The following is a 17,150-nucleotide window of genomic DNA, read 5'->3' as shown; positions in this document are numbered from 1 at the left end:
GCTAAGGTGTTCAGCAACCTATAAGACCATATCGCGAGGTGTCTGCTTGATTAGGGTGCTAGTAGTCGATGACCATGATCTCGTTCGTACAGGCATTACACGAATGCTGGCTGACATCGATGGCCTGCAAGTAGTCGGCCAGGCCGAGTCAGGGGAGGAATCCCTGATCAAGGCTCGGGAGTTGAAGCCCGATGTGGTTTTGATGGACGTCAAGATGCCCGGGATCGGCGGTCTTGGCGCCACTACGAAGTTGTTGCGCAGCCATCCGGATATCAAAGTCGTGGTAGTCACCGTGTGTGAAGAAGATCCGTTTCCTACACGGCTTCTACAAGCGGGCGCTGCCGGCTATCTGACAAAAGGTGCGGGCCTGGCGGAAATGGTCCAGGCCATTCGCCTGGTGTTTGCCGGCCAACGCTACATCAGCCCGCAGATTGCCCAGCAGTTGGCGATCAAGTCGTTCCAGCCCACCAGCGACTCGCCGTTCGATGCGCTGTCGGAGCGGGAAATCCAGATCGCCTTGATGATTGTCGGCTGCCAAAAAGTCCAGTCGATCTCCGACAAGCTGTGCCTGTCGCCGAAAACCGTGAACACCTACCGTTACCGGATTTTCGAAAAGCTTTCCATCAGCAGTGATGTTGAACTGACCCTGCTGGCGGTACGCCACGGCATGGTTGACGCCAGCGCCTGAAATGACAGCCCCTGAAATAAAATTCCTGTTCGATCCGAGTGCGTTTCTTGCAACCTGCAGTGGCCGCCCCGGCGTGTATCGCATGTTCGACAGCGAAGCGCGCCTGCTCTACGTCGGTAAAGCCAAGAACCTGAAGAGCCGCCTGGCGAGTTACTTCCGCAAGACGGGCCTGGCGCCGAAGACTGCGGCGCTGGTGGCGCGTATCGCCCAGGTCGAAACCACCATCACCGCCAATGAAACCGAGGCGCTGTTGCTTGAGCAGACGCTGATCAAGGAATGGCGGCCGCCCTACAACATCCTGCTGCGTGACGATAAGTCCTACCCGTACGTGTTTCTCTCGGACGGCGACTTTCCGCGCCTGAGCATCCATCGCGGTGCCAAGAAGCAGAAGGGCAAATATTTCGGGCCGTACCCCAGCGCCGGCGCCATCCGCGAGAGCCTGAGCCTGCTGCAAAAGGCATTTTTCGTGCGCCAGTGCGAAGACAGTTTCTACAAGAACCGCAACCGCCCGTGCCTGCAATACCAGATCAAACGCTGCAAGGCGCCGTGCGTGGGCCTGGTTGAGCCGGCGGAATACGCCGAGGACGTGCGTCACTCGGTGATGTTTCTTGAAGGCCGCAGCAATGCCCTGGCCGATGAATTGTCCGGCGCCATGGAGCAAGCGGCCAGCACCCTGGATTTCGAGCGTGCCGCAGAACTGCGTGACCAGATTTCCCTGCTGCGCCGCGTCCAGGACCAGCAGAGCATGGAAGGCGGCACCGGCGACGTCGATGTCATCGCCGCCTTCGTCAACCCGGGCGGCGCCTGTGTGCACCTGATCAGCGTGCGGGGCGGGCGGGTGCTGGGCAGCAAGAACTTCTTCCCCCAGACCGGTATAGAAGAGGAGGTCGCCGAAGTCATGGCGGCGTTCCTGGGCCAGTATTACGTCAGCAGCCCCGAGCGCGACCTGCCGAGCGAGTTGATCGTCAACGTGGTGCACGAGGACTTCCCCGCGCTGATCGAGGCGATTCACGAACTGCGAGGCCGCGAGCTGGACATCAGCCACCGCGTGCGCGGCACCCGTGCCCGCTGGCAGCAACTGGCCGTGACCAACGCCGAACAGGCCCTGGGCGCACGCCTGGCCAACCGCCAGCACGTCGCTGCACGGTTTGATGCCTTGGCCGAAGTGCTCAAGCTCGACGAACCGCCCCAACGCCTGGAGTGCTACGACATCAGCCACTCCAGCGGCGAGGCCACTGTGGCCTCCTGCGTGGTGTTCGGGCCGGAAGGGCCGATCAAGTCCGATTATCGCCGTTACAACATCGAAGGCGTCACCCCGGGCGATGACTATGCTGCGATGCACCAGGCCCTGACCCGCCGCTTCAGCAAACTGAAGGACGGCGAGGGCAAGCTGCCGGACATCCTGCTGGTGGACGGCGGCAAGGGCCAGCTGTCCATGGCCCGCGACGTGCTCAACGAACTGGCCGTCCCCGACCTGATCCTGCTCGGCGTGGCCAAAGGTGCGACCCGCAAGGCTGGTTTCGAAACCTTGTACTTGAATGATGCGGCCCATGAGTTCACCTTGAAGGGCGACTCTCCGGCACTGCACCTGATCCAGCAGATCCGCGACGAAGCCCACCGTTTCGCCATCACCGGCCACCGTGCCCGACGTGGCAAAACCCGGCGCACCTCAACCCTGGAAGGGGTCGCAGGGGTCGGGCCGACACGGCGGCGTGACCTGTTAAAACATTTTGGTGGCTTGCAGGAGCTGTCCCGTGCCAGCATCGAAGAAATAGCCAAAGCTCCCGGTATCAGTAAAAAGCTCGCAGAGTTGATTTATGCAAATCTGCACAGCGAGTAGAATGCCTTCTCACCTCGTAGCCAGTTGTGCCGATGAATATCCCTAATCTGATCACCGTACTACGCGTCCTGCTCATTCCGATTTTCATTTTGCTGTTTTACCTGCCGTACGAATGGAGCTACATGGCATCCAGTTCGGTCTTCGCCTTCGCGGCTGCCACCGACTGGCTGGACGGCTACCTGGCCCGCCGCCTGGAACAGAGCACGCCGTTTGGCGCGTTCCTCGACCCGGTGGCCGACAAACTGATGGTAGCGGTAGCCCTGGTGCTGCTGGTGCAGGAACACGGCAACCTCTGGCTGACCTTGCCGGCGGCCGTGATCATCGGTCGTGAGATCGTCGTCTCGGCCCTGCGGGAATGGATGGCCGAAATCGGCGCCCGTGCCCATGTGGCCGTGTCCAACATGGGCAAATGGAAAACCGCGGCGCAGATGCTCGCCCTGGTGATCCTGCTGGCGAATCCGTCGGACTTCTCCTTCTGGGTATTGCTGGGCTACGCCTTGCTGCTGATTGCCGCGGGCCTGACCTTGTGGTCCATGCTGCAATATTTGCGCGCCGCCTGGCCGCATCTGCGCACCGAGGTTGAAAAGAAATAAAACTTTTTTGAATCAAGGGGTTGACGGGTGATGAGGATTCTATAGAATGCGCATCACCAAGACGCGGGAATAGCTCAGTTGGTAGAGCACGACCTTGCCAAGGTCGGGGTCGCGAGTTCGAGTCTCGTTTCCCGCTCCAAATATTAAAAAGCGCCACTCATTGAGTGGCGCTTTTTTTTGCCTTTTTTTATTCCAGTGGCCCGGTCTCTAGCTGACCCGAGGCACCGCCTTGATGGCCATGTACGCTTCCTTGATCTGCTCAAAACCATATTTATCTTCAAGCCGTTTGACGATGAAGTGCCCCCGCGCCATGTCCTGATAGAAATGGGTGAACAGGGCATTGATCGTCGCCCCGGTAAAGGCGCCCATCACGGGAACGGCCTGCGCCGCGAACTTGCTGGAGATGGTAAAGCCGAAACGTGTCGCGACTTTGTCGATCAGGATCGCCAGCCATTTTCCGGCTTGCCCAGGCGACAGGCTGCCGATGGCCTTTGAGCCCTGCTTGGCGGCGATCCCCGCGAGTTCCTTCGACAGCTGTTGCATGGCCTGGGTGGTGAAACTGCGGGTGATGTAGTAGCCCGTCTCGGTGGCATCGTCGGCCTGGCTGGCGCCGCCCATGGCAAACACTTCGATACACGCCTGCTTGGTGGCAAAGTCTGCCAGGTCAAATCCCTCGCTGCGCGCTACGTCGGCCACCGAGCGCATCATGATGGTGGTGGAGATCGGCAGCTCGATAAACAACGCCGCAACACCGAAGGCTCCGCCAATGGCACCCGAGGTTGCCGCATAAACCTTGTGCCAGCGGGTCGAGGCGGACTTTTTCGGGTTGTTCTCCAGGCTCCACAGCGCTGCGTCAGCGGAGGATTGCAGTGCCGCTGCCACAGCGCCGTTGATCCTTTTTGAAACCACGGCGGGCAATGCCTTTACCGCACTTTCGATGGGGGAGCCGATCATGCCGGACAGCCTGGCCGTCAGGGAGGGGGACTCCAGCAAGCCGACGGCCCGCTTGAGATCCTGGTAGTCCTCGGGGTGGTCTTTGATGCTCACGGGCGTCTCCTTGAAGTTTTTCTGGCTCTCATAAAAACAAAGACCCGCGAGGAGGGCCATCGTGCCGTCACGCTTTACCCATTCTTTACCTGAGCGAGTGCTTTCTTCGCCAGCGGCTCGGTTAGGCTGCCAGTCATCTTGATCTGAACGACGGTGTGCATCGAATGAACCTTCAACCTCGGTACTGGCTGGCTGTGGGCGCCCTGGTGGGTAGCCTGGGATTGATCGCGGGTTGCGCGGGCGACCCGCCAAACCCGCGAGCCGCATTCAGCGAGCGGGTCAACAAAGAGCTGAGCACCGCGTATCAACCGTCCCGCTACGAAACCGCTGGCTGGGGCGCAACCTGGCAGTTCGACCAGCAAGCGGTGGAGGTTGCGTGGCTGGCGCCGGTGACCCATGAGCGCTTGCCGCTGATTATTTACTTGCCCGGTTTGGGTGAGTCGGCCTCGGGCGGGGTGGCGTGGCGCAAGGCGTGGGCACAGGCCGGCTATGGGGTGCTGTCGGTTCAGGGGCACGCCCATGACCCGTCGGTGTTCGCCTCGCAGCAGGCGTTGTATGGTGATTTTCGCGGGATGGCGAGCGGTCATTACTCCGCCGCCTCCTTGCGGGACAGGCTGTCTACGTTGCAGAAAGTCCTGGCCGAGGTTCGGGCACGGGCCGCCAAAGGTGACCCGCAGCTGGCTGCCATCGACTGGAACCAGGTGGTGGTGGCCGGCTTTGATTTAGGCACGCAGACCGCTGAAGCACTCGCCGGCGCGCTGGAGCCTGGCGCTACGTCGGGCGTCGCGATTCAGCCCAAGGCGCTGTTGCTGCTCAGCCCTTATGTGGACGCCGATGCCCGGCCGGACCGGTTCGCCCGGATATCGGCGCCCGTGCTGTCGATGACCGGGCAGCAGGATGAAGACCCGTTCAACTGGGTCAGTTCTTATCGTCAGCGAGAAGTGTTGGGGGAGTCGGTGACGGCGGCCGGCAGTGTCCAGTTGGAGTTGAACAGTGCGACCCACAAGACCTTGTCGGGTAGCGAGCTGTTCAGCCGGCCGGCAAAAAAGGCTGACAAGGGCGCTGATGCCTCCGGTGATGCCCCCAAAGGCCGAGGGCACAAGCATGGTTCCAGGCCCGGCGGCGGTAGCCCGATGGCAGGCGAGCCGGCGCCAGACCCCAAGCAAGTGGCTGCGATCCAGGCCATTGGCGTGGCGTTTCTGGACAGCCGCATCAAACACAATCCCGCGGCCACAGAGTGGTTGCACAACGGCGCGCCAGGCTGGCTGGGTGAGGCGGGGCGGTTGAAGTAGCACAGGTCATGCGTTTTGCGGCGACTGCTTTTTCTGCCAGGCTCGCGCGGGCTGCAGTGGATTCGCTACTATGTGGTTCACCCGAACCCTACCCGCCGTATCCGTTGGAGCCTTGAATGCCAAGCCAGAAGGACATCACCGCCGAGAGCGGCGCACCGATGATTCCTGATCAGCGCCGTGAGCTGATACTGCGTCAGTTACGCAAGCATCAAGTGATGAGTGTTCATCAGTTGATGGAGATGTTCGACTGCTCGCACATGACGGTGCGGCGCGATATTGCGTTGCTGGAACAGGAAGGCCGGGCGTATTCGGTCACCGGCGGGGTGCGCATTGCCAGTCAACTTCACAGCGAGCCGAGCCATCAGCTCAAGGCCGTGGTCGAGTTGCCGCAAAAGCAAGCCATGGCCAGGCTTGCCGCGCGTTTGCTGCGTGCGGACATGACGGTTTACCTGGACGCCGGCACCAGTACGCTGGAGATCGTGCCTTACATCAAGGCACTCGCCGGCATGACGGTGGTGACCAACGACTTCGGCGTGGTGCAGGCGCTGATGGACGCCCCGCAAGTCACGGTGATTCACACGGGCGGGCAGTTGGATCACTCCAACCATTCGTGTGTCGGCGGGCTGGCGGTGGCCACCCTGCGCCAGGTGGTCACCGACATCGCCTTCATCTCTACCAGCTCCTGGGACCTGCGGCGTGGAATCACCACCCCTTCGGCGCTGAAGGTGGAGGTCAAGCAGGTTGCCATGCAGTCGGCGTCGCAAGTGGTGCTGGTGGCCAGCAGTTCCAAGTACGGCACCTTCAGCATGTACAAGATCGCCGGGCTTGAGCAGTTCGATATCGTCATCAGTGATGCAGCGTTGGCGCCCGCCGCGGCAGACGGCATCCGCAAGCAAGGAGTCGAACTGATGTTGCCGTCCGACCCCGAACAGGCCTAGCGCGCTTTTTCGGTCTGCTGCATGAACTGCCCCAACGCCTTCGCATAGAATTTCGCCATGCCGGTGGTGCCATGGCCGCGGGTTTCGGCGCTGGCCGGAATCAGCAGCAACCGCGCATCCTTGAGTTCCCGCAGCGAGGCTTCCAGGTGACCGGTTTCCGGTGGGTTGCGTTCGTCGTCCGCCGAGTTGATGACCAGCACCGGAGCCTGGATTTTGTCCAGGCCTGGTGTTGCGTCGTAGTCGGCCGATGATTGCCACTGGTAGATAAAGTCATTGGCGTCGCCGGTTTGCGGCGCGTCGAGGCGCTCATCCACCAGCTTGTCGGCCAGGGCCCGGGTAGGCGCCGCCGCCTGATAGGCCAGGGTGCCACCGCTGGTGCCGACACTGAACAGTGCATTCGCCAGGCGCAAGGACGGTGGTTGCACGCTGTAGTTGCCGTTGTTCCAGGCCGGGTCCTGTTTGATCGACTCCACCAGCAGCCGGCGCATCATCCAGTTGCGTGACGACATCTCGGTGGGTTGTGAGGCCATAGGCACCAGGGCGTCCATCATCTGTGGCCAGGTCTGCCCCCACATCCAGGTCTGCATGCCGCCCATGGAGTTGCCGATGATCAGCCGCAGGTGCTTGACCCCCAGGCCCTCGGTGACCAGCCGGTACTGGGCCTGGACCATGTCCGTGTAGTTGTACTCGGGGAATTTGGCGCGCAGGCCGTCCGAGGGTTTGCTCGATTGGCCGACACCAATCCCGTCGGTGGAAATGATGTAGTACTTGCTGGCGTCCAACGGCTGCCCGGGGCCGAACAGTTCGCCACCGAAATCCTTGCTCAACACATCACTGCCGGGCCGATAGGTGCCGTGCAGGTAGAGGATGGCCGGGTGCTTCGGGTTGCCAAGGGTGATGTAGTGCAGTTTCAGGTTGGCGAGCTTTTCACCGGTATGGAAGGTGAACTCGGGGGCTACCCAGTCACCTTCGGTCGCGGCCGGCAACGGCGCGGCGCTCACAGTGGAACCGGTAACGATCAGCGAAAACAGCAGCCCGATAGCGGGCCGGGAAGCGAAGCGCTGCATGGGAAGTGTCCTGTTGTTTTTGTTCTGGGAGCCCCTGCGCGAGCGGCGCGCAGGGGAGGGTCGCATTGGCTTAACGTGCCTTCCAGTCCCGCAGCCATTGCAGGCCGGCCGAGGTGTCGCCGCGCGGTCGGTATTCGCAGCCAATCCAGCCGTCATACCCCAGTTCGTCGATCAGCTCGAACAGGTAAGGGTAATTCAGCTCCCCAAGGTTCGGCTCATGCCGGTCAGGCACGCCGGCGATCTGGATATGGCCGATGCCACCCATGTCGCGACGCAGCTTGACGGCCAGGTCGCCCTCGACGATCTGGCAGTGATAGCAGTCGAACTGCACTTTCAGGTTGCTGGCGCCGACCTCCTTGCAGATGGCCTGTGCCTGGTCCTGGCGGTTGAGGAAAAACCCCGGCATGTCCCGGGTGTTGATCGGTTCCAGCAGTACCGTGACACCGGCCTGCTGCGCCTGGGCGGCAGCGTAGGCGAGGTTCTCCAGGTACACGCCATGGTGACGCGCACGGTCGCTTTCCGACGGTAGCAAACCGGCCATCACGTGGACGCGGGTATTGCCCAGTACGGCCGCGTATTCCAGCGCCCGGTCGAAGCCGGCGCGAAACTCGTCCTCGCGACCCGGCAAGGTCACGATGCCGCGCTCGCCCGCCGCCCAGTCACCGGGCGGCGCGTTGAACAGGGCTTGTACCAGGCCGTTGTCGGTCAGGCGTTGTTGCAGTTCCTGTGGGCTGTATTCATAGGGAAAGAGGTATTCCACCGCTTCAAAACCATCGGCCGCGGCCGCGGCGAAGCGCTCCAGAAACGGATGTTCGGGGTAGAGCATGCTCAGGTTGGCAGCAAAGCGAGGCATGTGAACTCCTGGTAAAAGCGATCAGACAAAAGGCCAGATCAACAGGGTGATAAGGAAGCCCAGGGTGCCCAGGAGGGTGGTGATCACCGTCCAGGTGCGCAGGCCGTCAGCCACGTTGAGCCCGGCCAGTTTAGTAAAAATCCAATAACCGGCGTCGTTGATGTGCGACATCGCCAGCCCGCCACCGCCCATGGCCAGGCACAGCAGCGCCATATGGTTGGGCGTGAGGTTGAGCGTGGCGATCAACGGGCTGATGATACCCGCAGTCGTCACCAGCGCCACGGTGGTCGAACCCTGCACCGCGCGCAGCAGCATGGTCAGCAAAAAGCCCAGCGCCAGCACCGGCAGCCCGGTGGTGCGCAGCAGGTCGGAGACCACCGCGCCGATCCCGGTGTCCACCAGCACCTTGCCGAACACACCGCCGGCGCCCGCGATCAGGATCACCATGGCCACGCCGGGCAACGCCGAGCCGATCACATCGGACACCTGGGTACGGCTCCAGCCGCGACGGGAGCCGAGTAACCAGGCACACAGCAAGGTGTCGAGCAGAAGCGCCACCAGCGGTGCGCCGAGCACGGTCATGATCGCCCGCAGGGTCGATTCGATGGGCAGCAATGACGTCGCCAGCGTGCCCAGCAGAATCAGAATGATGGGCAACAGGATCAGGCTGACGATCAGCCCGAAACCCGGCGCCGGGGCGGGTGGCAGCTTGGCCACGATGCTGCTGGTGGATTCTTCCAGGCCCATGTGCGCGACGGCACCGGCAGCCTGTTCGACGTTCTGGGCATTACCCTCGTGCCAGGCGCGCAGGTCATCGTTGGTCACGTGCGGCCCGTACACTTCTGCACGGATATCATCGGACATCGGGTAGAAACGCCGCGTCATGCGCCCCGCCACGCAGTAGCCGACGTAGCACAGGAATGCCGTGAGCGGCAGCCCGAACATCAGTACCCGGCCGAGGTCGGCGCCCAATTGGCTGGCGGCCGCCACGGCACCCGGATGGGGTGGCAGGAACGCATGCACCGTGAGCAATGCCGCGCACATCGGCAAGGCAAACATCAGCAGCGGTTTGCGCGCGCGGCGGGCGACACCGTACGCCAGCGGCATCAGGATGATCACCCCCACTTCGAAGAACACCGGCACGCCGATGATGAAGCCGGCAATGGTCAGCGCCAGCGGTGTGCGCCGGTTGCCGAAGCGTTCGATCAGGGTTTTCGCCAGCGCCTCGGCGCCGCCTGAGAGTTCGATGATGCGCCCGATCATGGCGCCCAGGGCGATGATGATTGCAATGTGGCCGAGGGTCTTGCCCATCCCGCCTTCGATGGTGGCGACCAGGTCGGCCGGTTTTACCCCGGCGACCAGCGCCACCAGGATGCTCACCAGCATCAGCGCCACAAACGGCTGGAACTTGTATTTGAGGACCAGGAACAGCAGGAGCGCGATCCCGAGACCGGCGGTTGCCATCAGAATAAGCGGGCTCATCGCATCCACCCGTCGCGTCGAACGTGTGAAGGGTGAGCGACACGGTAAGCGTCAACACTGCAGTAGGGCTGGGTCATGCTGGAATGTCCTGTTGTTTTTATTGTTCAGGCACGTTGTCGCGACAGCGTGGCAACCTTGTCGCGAAGGCGTGCATCAAGGGGTTGCGGGTAAATCCCGGCGCCTACCACTGGGCGCCGAACGTCTCCCGCAGTTCGTCCAGTGCGGCCTGGTCCAGTGGCGCCGGTCGCGGGTTGCTCATCAGCCAGAGTCGTGCGGTTTCTTCGAGTTCTTCCAGGGCATAACTGGCCTTGGACACGGAGCTTTCCCAGACCACCGGGCCCAGTCGTTCTAGCATCACGCCGCGCACACGGTTGGCCAGTTGGGCCACCTGTTCGGCGACATTTGGGGCGCCGGGGCGTTGATAGTTGATCAGCGGGATATGGCCGACTTTCATCACCTGGTACGGCGTCAGCGGCGGCAGGATGTCGTCCTGGCTCCACACGCCGGCCAGCGTCAGGGCCACCAGGTGCGTGGAATGGGTATGCACCACGCCACCGACCCCGGGGTTGCGGTCGTAGACCTGACGATGCAGGGCCAGGGTCTTCGACGGCTTGTCCCCCGAGACCCATTTGCCCGCCAGGTCGACCTTGGCAATGGTCGTTGGGTCCAGGCGCCCCAGGCAGGCGTCGGTGGGGGTGATCAGCCAGCCGTCATCGAGCCGGGCGCTGATATTGCCGGCGCTGCCCACGGTAAACCCGCGCTGGTAGAGGCTGTGCCCGACCGTACAAATTTCCTCGCGCAGAGCGTTTTCGCGACTCATTGCGCACCTCCGGCCAGTTGTTTCAGGGCCTTGTCGAAAAAGTCCCGGCCGCCGAAGTTGCCGGACTTGAGGGCCAGCGCCAGCGGCTCGGCAGTGTTGCTCACCGTGGCCGGCACGCCGGGGTCGATCTGTGCGCCAATCTGCAACAGGTGCACGCCGAGGGCTTTCACAACGGCGCCGGAGGTTTCACCGCCGGCTACCACAAAGCGCCGCACACCGCTGTCGCGCAGAGCTTGGGCGATGGCGCCCAGAGCGTTCTCCACCAGCTCGCCGGCATGCTCGACGCCCAGTTGCTGCTGGACCGCCTTGACCTCGTCCGGCGTACTGGTGGCGTAGATCAATACGGTGTGTGGTTGGTTGCGTGCAAAGGCCACGGCGTTTGCCACCACTGGCTCACCGGCTGCCAGGGCCAGTGGATCGATGCGCAGCGCGGGCCGCCCGGCTTCGATCCAGGCCGCTACCTGACCGTTGGTGGCGATCGACGCACTGCCAGCCAGCACTACTTCGCCGCCTTCAACCGTTGGCAGCGAGGCCGGGTCGAAGTCGCGCAGCTTGCCGGCACGGCGGAAGTTTTCCGGAAGCCCCAGGGCCAGGCCCGAGCCGCCGGTCAGTAGCGGCAAGTCGGCGCAGGCAGCGCCGAGGGTATAAAGGTCCTGGTCGGACAGGGCATCGGCAATCGCCATGCCGACACCCTGGGCGCGCAGCTCGGCGATCTTCTCGCGCACCTGCGTAACGCCCTGGGCGATGCTGTCGTAGCGCAGCAGGCCGACGGTATGTGAGGTTTGCGATTGCAGCACGCGCACCAGGTTGGCATCGGTCATCGGGGTCAGCGGATGGTGCTGCATGCCCGACTCATTGAGTAACTGGTCGTGCACGAACAGGTGGCCACGGAAAATCGTCCGGCCGTTTTCCGGAAACGCCGGGCAGGCGAGGGTGAAATCACTGCCCAGCGCCTTGAGCAGGGCTTCGCTGACCTGGCCGATATTGCCAGCGGAGGTTGAGTCGAACGTGGAGCAGTACTTGAAGAAAATCTGCTCGCAACCCTGTGCGCGCAACCATTCCAGGGCTGCCAATGAGTCGGCGACAGCCTCTGCAACGGGCAGGGTGCGGGATTTAAGGGCAATGACGATGGCATCGGCGTCCAGCCCGGCCGCGACTTCGTCGCTCGGGATGCCAATGCTCTGCACGGTACGCATTCCGCCGCGCACCAGCATGTTGGCGAGGTCGGTGGCCCCGGTGAAATCGTCGGCGATGCAGCCCAGCAAAGGGCGTGCGGCAGGTCGGTTCATGAAGCGGTCCTTATACGGAGTCAGGCTTGGCAACCGGCAGTTCGATGCCCGGGAAAATCTTGATGACGGCTGAATCGTCCTCGCGCCCGAACCCCGCGCTGGAGGCCTGCATGAACATCTGGTGAGCGGTGGCCGACAATGGCAGCGGAAACTTGCTGGCGCGTGCGGTATCCAGCACCAGGCCCAGGTCCTTGACGAAAATATCCACGGCGGACAACGGCGTGTAATCGGCCTTGAGAATGTGCGGCACGCGGTTCTCGAACATCCAGGAATTGCCGGCGCTGTGGGTGATCACCTCATACAAGGCGTCGGCGTCGACCCCTTCGCGCAGCCCCAGCGCCATCGCTTCGGCGGAGGCCGCAATGTGCACGCCCGCCAGCAACTGGTTGATGATCTTGACCTTGGATCCCAGGCCATGCACGTCGCCCAGGCGATAGACCTTGCCGGCCATGCCCGCGAGTACGTCGTCAGCCTTGGCATAGGCCTCGGTCGGGCCGGACGTCATCATGGTCATTTCGCCGGCGGCGGCCTTGGCGGCACCCCCGGAGATAGGGGCGTCGAGGTACAGCAACCCGGCATCGGCCAGGCGCTTGCCCAGCTCCACGGCGTAGGTCGGTGCCACCGTGGCGCAGCCAATCACCAGGCTTCCCGGGCGCAATGCAGCGGCAGCGGAGTGCTCGCCAAACAACACGGTCTCGGTCTGTTCGGCATTCACCACCACGGTGATGATCACATCGCATTCACCTGCCATATGGGCGGGTGAACTGCAGGCCACGCCGCCTTCGCTGGCGAACTGTTGGGTGACGGCTTCGCGCACGTCACAGGCATGCACATTGAAGCCGTTGCGCAGCAACGAGCGGGCAATGCCCAGGCCCATCGCGCCCAGTCCGATAACGCCTACGTTTTTATTATTCATGGGGGTTCCTGTTGGGTTGTCAGGGGTGATGCGTGTTGGCCTGATAATCCATCAGTGATCAGATTATGTGAAGTTATTTTTTCAAATAACATATTTTAACATTGGTGGCTTGGCCGTTTCACAGCGCCGGGCAGGGGGCGGTGGTCGGCATGAAAGCCGCCCAGCAGAGGGCGCAGCGCGGTGTTGCGCTGGCCGATCAAGCAGGTTCGGTAAATAGGTAGGAGCGAAAGGGCGCCCGCGAAGCGGTGGAGGCGCTGAGCAGGCCTCCCGTTCACCGGGTTACAGGGGCGTCAGCACATTCATCACGGTATCCAGCGCCACCCGGGTGTCATCCAGTTGCACCAGGGACGCATGCCGGGCGCCGAGGGCGTCGCGGTTCTGGATCGCGGTAAGGATCGCCTTGTGCCGGGGCAGGCTCAGGCCCTGGATGTCCGGGCGGCGGTTGGTGATGTTGATCGACTCGCGCAGCGGCAGCGACAGCATGTTGCACATGTAGGCGAGCAGGTCGTTGCGGGTCGCGTCGGCAATCGCGCGGTGGAAGTCCAGGTCAGCCTGCAACAGCGCGTCGTGGGTGTTCGCGGTTTCCATGCCGAGGTAGGCTTTTTCGATGGTGGCGATGTCGGCGTCGGTGGCGGTGGTCGCGGCCATGGCGGCGATTTCCGGCTCCAAAATCCGCCGAACACCGGCCAGGGTGTTGAAAAACTCGCTGTGGGGCGTCGACTGCATCAGCCAGGACAACACGTCCGGGTCCAGCAAGTGCCACTGCGCCCGTGGCCTTACCACTGCGCCGACCTTCGGCTTGGAGATCACCAGGCCCTTGGCGCTCAGCACCCGAGTCGCTTCACGCAAGACCGACCGGCTGACTTTGTATTCCTCGCACAGGCTTGCCTCCATGGGCAGTCGTTCTTCGGGCTTGAAGCGTCCGGAAACGATGTGCATGCCCAAGTCCTGAACGATTTGGGCGTGCATGCTCTTGCGCGGCTTGGTCGGCTGCTGATCCATAACAGGAAGGCTACTCTGGCGAAATTGGCGGCATCATAGCATTCCTCCCGTCCCAATTAGTGGGAATGACGCGGCACTTCGGCACCCCGGCAGCCCACCAGGAAGTCGAAGTCGCAGCCCTGGTCTGCCTGCAATACGTGGTCGATGTACAGCTGCCGGTAACCGCCGACAATCAACTGCTGTGGCGGCGCCAGGTCAGCCATGCGTGCTGCCAGTTCGGCGTCCGGGATGTCCAGGTGCAGGCGCCCGTTGGCGCAATCGAGTTCGATCCAGTCGCCTTCTTTCACTGTGGCCAACGGGCCGCCGGCCGCGGCTTCCGGCGCCACGTGCAGCACCACGGTGCCGTAGGCGGTACCGCTCATGCGCGCATCGGAAATACGCACCATGTCCGTCACACCCTGGGCCAGCAGTTTGGCCGGCAAGCCCATGTTGCCCACTTCCGCCATGCCCGGGTAACCCTTGGGGCCGCAGTTTTTCATCACCAGGATCGAGTTGGCATCCACGTCCAGTTCCGGGTCGTTGATCCGTGCCTTGTACATGTCGAAGTTCTCGAACACCACCGCGCGCCCGCGATGTTGCATCAGTTCAGCGCTGGCCGCCGAAGGCTTGAGCACCGCACCCAGTGGCGCGAGGTTGCCGCGCAGCACGCAGATGCCGCCGTCGGCGCGGATCGGGTTGTCGAGGGTGCGGATCACTTCGTCCTGTCCGTAGATTGGCGCCTCCCTGGTGTTTTCGCCGAGGGACTTGCCGTTGACGGTCAAGGCGTTCGGATGCGGGATCAGGTTGGCTTCCCCGAGGCGGCGCAGCACCGCCGGCAGGCCGCCGGCGTAGTAGAACTCTTCCATCAGGAAGCGCCCGGACGGTTGCAGGTCGACGATGGTCGGCATGCCGCGGCCCATGCGGGTCCAGTCGTCCAGGTCGAGCTCGACGCCGATGCGCCCGGCGATGGCTTTCAAGTGAATCACCGCGTTGGTCGAGCCGCCGATGGCTGCGTTGACGCGAATCGCATTTTCAAAGGCTTCCTTGGTCAGGATCTTCGACAGCTTGAGGTCTTCGCGCACCATCTCAACCGCACGCATGCCAGACATGTGCGCCAGCACATAACGGCGCGCATCCACCGCCGGAATCGCCGCGTTGTGGGGCAGGGAAGTGCCCAGTGCTTCGGCCATGCAGGCCATGGTCGAGGCGGTGCCCATGGTGTTGCAGGTACCCGCCGAGCGCGACATGCCGCCTTCGGCCGCGAGGAAATCGTCCAGGGTGATGGTGCCGGCCTTGACCTGTTCGCTGAGCTGCCACACCACGGTGCCCGAGCCGATGTCCTGGCCCTTGTGCTTGCCGTTGAGCATCGGCCCGCCGGTGACGACGATCGCCGGTACGTCGCAACTGGCGGCACCCATCAGCAGCGCCGGGGTGGTTTTGTCACAGCCGGTCAGCAGTACGACGCCGTCGATGGGGTTGCCGCGAATGGCTTCCTCCACGTCCATGCTGGCCAGGTTGCGGGTGAGCATGGCGGTGGGGCGCAGGTTCGATTCGCCGTTGGAGAACACCGGGAACTCCACCGGAAAGCCACCGGCTTCAATCACCCCGCGTTTCACATGCTCGGCAATCTGGCGGAAGTGCGCGTTGCAGGGCGTCAGCTCCGACCAGGTGTTGCATATCCCGATGATCGGCTTGCCATGGAACTGATGATCGGCAATCCCCTGATTTTTCATCCAGCTGCGGTACATGAAGCCATTTTTATCGGCAGTACCAAACCAGCTGGCGGAGCGCAGGACGGGCTTTTTCTCGGACATGATGTGTTCTCTTATTGTAAGACTATATTGATCTAATCCTGGCTTAACATAGGCGTAAATTCCCCGGTTTGGAAGTGTTGTTGATTAAATAGTAATACTATATAGTCCGGATCAACGAGGCCTGGCCCTGGCGGTTTTCCGCGAGAGGCGACCCGCAACGCTCTATAAAAATAACAATCGGAGACTGCCCGCATGAGCCAGGAACAGCGGCTGATACGTCGCATCACGCTCAAACTGATTCCCTTCCTGATCCTGCTGTACCTGATTGCCTACGTGGACCGCTCGGCCGTGGGCTTCGCCAAATTGCACATGGGTGCGGATGTCGGCATCGGTGATGCGGCGTATGGCTTGGGGGCAGGGCTTTTCTTTATTGGCTACTTCCTTCTCGAAATCCCCAGCAACCTGATGCTCGACCGTTTTGGTGCGCGGCGCTGGTTTGCGCGGATCATGGTCACCTGGGGCGCCATCACCATTGGCATGGCGTTCGTCCAGGGGCCCCACAGTTTCTACGTGATGCGTTTTCTGCTGGGCGCGGCCGAAGCCGGGTTCTTCCCGGGCGTCCTCTACTACATCACCCAATGGTTCCCGGTACGCCACCGCGGCAAGATCCTCGGGCTGTTCATCCTGTCCCAACCCATCGCCATGATGATCACCGGCCCCGTGGCGGGCGGTTTGCTCGGCATGGACGGGATCCTCGGCCTGCACGGCTGGCAGTGGTTATTCATCGTCATCGGCACCCCGGCGATCCTGCTGACCTGGCCGGTGTTGCGTTACCTGCCGGACGGCCCGCAGCAGGTCCGGTGGATGGACCAGGCCGAGAAGGACTGGCTCACCGGCGAGCTGGCCAAAGACCTGCAAGCCTACGGCCAGACCCGGCACGGCAACCCGCTGCACGCGCTGAAAGACAAACGCGTGCTGCTGCTGGCGCTGTTCTACCTGCCGGTGACCTTGAGTATTTATGGCCTGGGCCTGTGGTTGCCGACCCTGATCAAACAGTTCGGCGGCAGCGACCTGACCACCGGGTTCGTGTCGGCAGTGCCCTACATCTTCGGGATCATCGGTTTGCTGATCGTCCCGCGCAGTTCCGACCGCCTGAATGATCGCTATGGCCACCTCGCGGTGCTTTACGTGTTGGGCGCCATCGGCCTGTTCTTCAGCGCCTGGCTGACGGCGCCGCTGTGGCAACTGGCAGCGCTGTGCCTGGTGGCATTCGCGCTGTTCTCTTGCACGGCAGTGTTCTGGACCTTGCCGGGACGGTTCTTTGCCGGCGCCAGTGCGGCGGCGGGCATCGCCTTGATCAACTCGGTGGGCAACCTCGGCGGCTACATCGGCCCGTTCGTAATCGGCGCCCTCAAGGAGTACACCGGCAATCTCGCGTCGGGCTTGTACTTCCTGGCGTGCGTGATGGTGTTGGGGGTGGTGCTGACCGGCGTGGTCTATCGGCTGCTGGAGCGCAAGCACGTGCTGCCGCCCGACCAGTTCGCCGCCAGCGCCCGCGGCGCCACGCGTACTTAATTGGCAATCAGGAGA

Annotated in this window: 15 protein-coding genes and 1 tRNA gene; 7 read left to right on the top strand and 9 right to left on the bottom strand. The window is 62.6% G+C overall.

Annotated features, from left to right (window positions below; translation table 11 throughout):
* Nucleotides 1-46 precede the first annotated feature (46 nt).
* The 4 genes from gacA to MUM_RS0120925 all read left to right on the top strand — a co-directional run bounded on the left by gacA (nucleotide 47) and on the right by MUM_RS0120925 (nucleotide 3,260).
* Nucleotides 47-688: a response regulator transcription factor GacA gene (gene gacA / locus MUM_RS0120940; protein WP_008436066.1), complete on the top strand. Its 642-nt coding sequence runs from the start codon at nucleotides 47-49 to the stop codon at nucleotides 686-688.
* 1 nt (nucleotide 689) lies between these two features.
* Complete coding sequence (gene uvrC / locus MUM_RS0120935) at nucleotides 690-2,528, top strand: excinuclease ABC subunit UvrC (RefSeq protein ID WP_029616035.1); 1,839 nt, start codon at nucleotides 690-692, stop codon at nucleotides 2,526-2,528.
* Nucleotides 2,529-2,560: 32 nt separating this feature from the next.
* Nucleotides 2,561-3,121, top strand: coding sequence for a CDP-diacylglycerol--glycerol-3-phosphate 3-phosphatidyltransferase (pgsA, locus tag MUM_RS0120930; RefSeq protein WP_003208929.1), 561 nt, complete (start codon nucleotides 2,561-2,563; stop codon nucleotides 3,119-3,121).
* A gap of 63 nt (nucleotides 3,122-3,184) precedes the next feature.
* Nucleotides 3,185-3,260: transfer RNA gene (locus tag MUM_RS0120925), tRNA-Gly, on the top strand.
* 68 nt (nucleotides 3,261-3,328) lie between these two features.
* Here the strand turns inward: MUM_RS0120925 and MUM_RS0120920 are convergent.
* On the bottom strand, nucleotides 3,329-4,168 hold the full coding sequence (locus tag MUM_RS0120920) for an EcsC family protein (protein ID WP_010173685.1): 840 nt from the start codon (nucleotides 4,166-4,168) through the stop codon (nucleotides 3,329-3,331).
* A gap of 164 nt (nucleotides 4,169-4,332) precedes the next feature.
* On the opposite strand from MUM_RS0120920, the gene MUM_RS0120910 reads away from it, so the two are divergent.
* Nucleotides 4,333-5,460 carry an alpha/beta hydrolase gene (locus tag MUM_RS0120910; RefSeq protein ID WP_010173683.1) on the top strand — a complete coding sequence of 376 codons (1,128 nt, stop codon included), beginning with the start codon at nucleotides 4,333-4,335 and terminating at the stop codon, nucleotides 5,458-5,460.
* A 116-nt stretch (nucleotides 5,461-5,576) separates the two neighbouring features.
* Complete coding sequence (locus MUM_RS0120905; RefSeq protein ID WP_010173681.1) at nucleotides 5,577-6,398, top strand: DeoR/GlpR family DNA-binding transcription regulator; 822 nt, start codon at nucleotides 5,577-5,579, stop codon at nucleotides 6,396-6,398.
* On the opposite strand, the gene MUM_RS0120900 is transcribed toward MUM_RS0120905, so the two are convergent.
* From MUM_RS0120900 to MUM_RS0120865, 8 genes are all read right to left on the bottom strand, one after another.
* Entirely contained in the window at nucleotides 6,395-7,465 is a 1,071-nt protein-coding gene (locus MUM_RS0120900) for an alpha/beta fold hydrolase (protein ID WP_010173679.1), read from the bottom strand. The genes MUM_RS0120905 and MUM_RS0120900 overlap by 4 nt on opposite strands.
* Nucleotides 7,466-7,535: 70 nt before the next feature.
* On the bottom strand, nucleotides 7,536-8,318 hold the full coding sequence (otnI, locus tag MUM_RS0120895; RefSeq protein ID WP_010173677.1) for a 2-oxo-tetronate isomerase: 783 nt from the start codon (nucleotides 8,316-8,318) through the stop codon (nucleotides 7,536-7,538).
* A 21-nt stretch (nucleotides 8,319-8,339) separates the two neighbouring features.
* Nucleotides 8,340-9,800 carry a GntT/GntP/DsdX family permease gene (locus tag MUM_RS0120890; protein ID WP_010173675.1) on the bottom strand — a complete coding sequence of 487 codons (1,461 nt, stop codon included), beginning with the start codon at nucleotides 9,798-9,800 and terminating at the stop codon, nucleotides 8,340-8,342.
* A gap of 181 nt (nucleotides 9,801-9,981) precedes the next feature.
* Nucleotides 9,982-10,620 (bottom strand): 3-oxo-tetronate 4-phosphate decarboxylase, encoded by a 639-nt coding sequence (gene otnC / locus MUM_RS0120885; protein ID WP_010173673.1) that lies wholly within the window; start codon nucleotides 10,618-10,620, stop codon nucleotides 9,982-9,984.
* Nucleotides 10,617-11,909 carry a 3-oxo-tetronate kinase gene (gene otnK, locus MUM_RS0120880; protein WP_010173671.1) on the bottom strand — a complete coding sequence of 431 codons (1,293 nt, stop codon included), beginning with the start codon at nucleotides 11,907-11,909 and terminating at the stop codon, nucleotides 10,617-10,619. The genes otnC and otnK overlap by 4 nt, the downstream gene beginning before the upstream one ends.
* Nucleotides 11,910-11,919: 10 nt before the next feature.
* The gene (ltnD, locus tag MUM_RS0120875; protein ID WP_272903153.1) at nucleotides 11,920-12,855 is read right to left on the bottom strand and encodes an L-threonate dehydrogenase; all 936 of its coding nucleotides are present in this window, start codon (nucleotides 12,853-12,855) and stop codon (nucleotides 11,920-11,922) included.
* A 249-nt stretch (nucleotides 12,856-13,104) separates the two neighbouring features.
* Nucleotides 13,105-13,827, bottom strand: coding sequence for a FadR/GntR family transcriptional regulator (locus MUM_RS0120870; RefSeq protein ID WP_010173668.1), 723 nt, complete (start codon nucleotides 13,825-13,827; stop codon nucleotides 13,105-13,107).
* Between the two features lie 56 nt (nucleotides 13,828-13,883).
* Nucleotides 13,884-15,620 (bottom strand): IlvD/Edd family dehydratase, encoded by a 1,737-nt coding sequence (locus MUM_RS0120865; RefSeq protein ID WP_010173667.1) that lies wholly within the window; start codon nucleotides 15,618-15,620, stop codon nucleotides 13,884-13,886.
* 192 nt (nucleotides 15,621-15,812) lie between these two features.
* Between MUM_RS0120865 and MUM_RS0120860 the strand changes: the two genes are divergently transcribed.
* Nucleotides 15,813-17,135, top strand: coding sequence for an MFS transporter (locus MUM_RS0120860; protein WP_010173666.1), 1,323 nt, complete (start codon nucleotides 15,813-15,815; stop codon nucleotides 17,133-17,135).
* Nucleotides 17,136-17,150: the final 15 nt, after the last annotated feature.

The organism is Pseudomonas sp. PAMC 25886 (assembly GCF_000242655.1).
Lineage (GTDB): Bacteria > Pseudomonadota > Gammaproteobacteria > Pseudomonadales > Pseudomonadaceae > Aquipseudomonas.
This window is presented reverse-complemented; position numbering and strand designations above follow the sequence as displayed.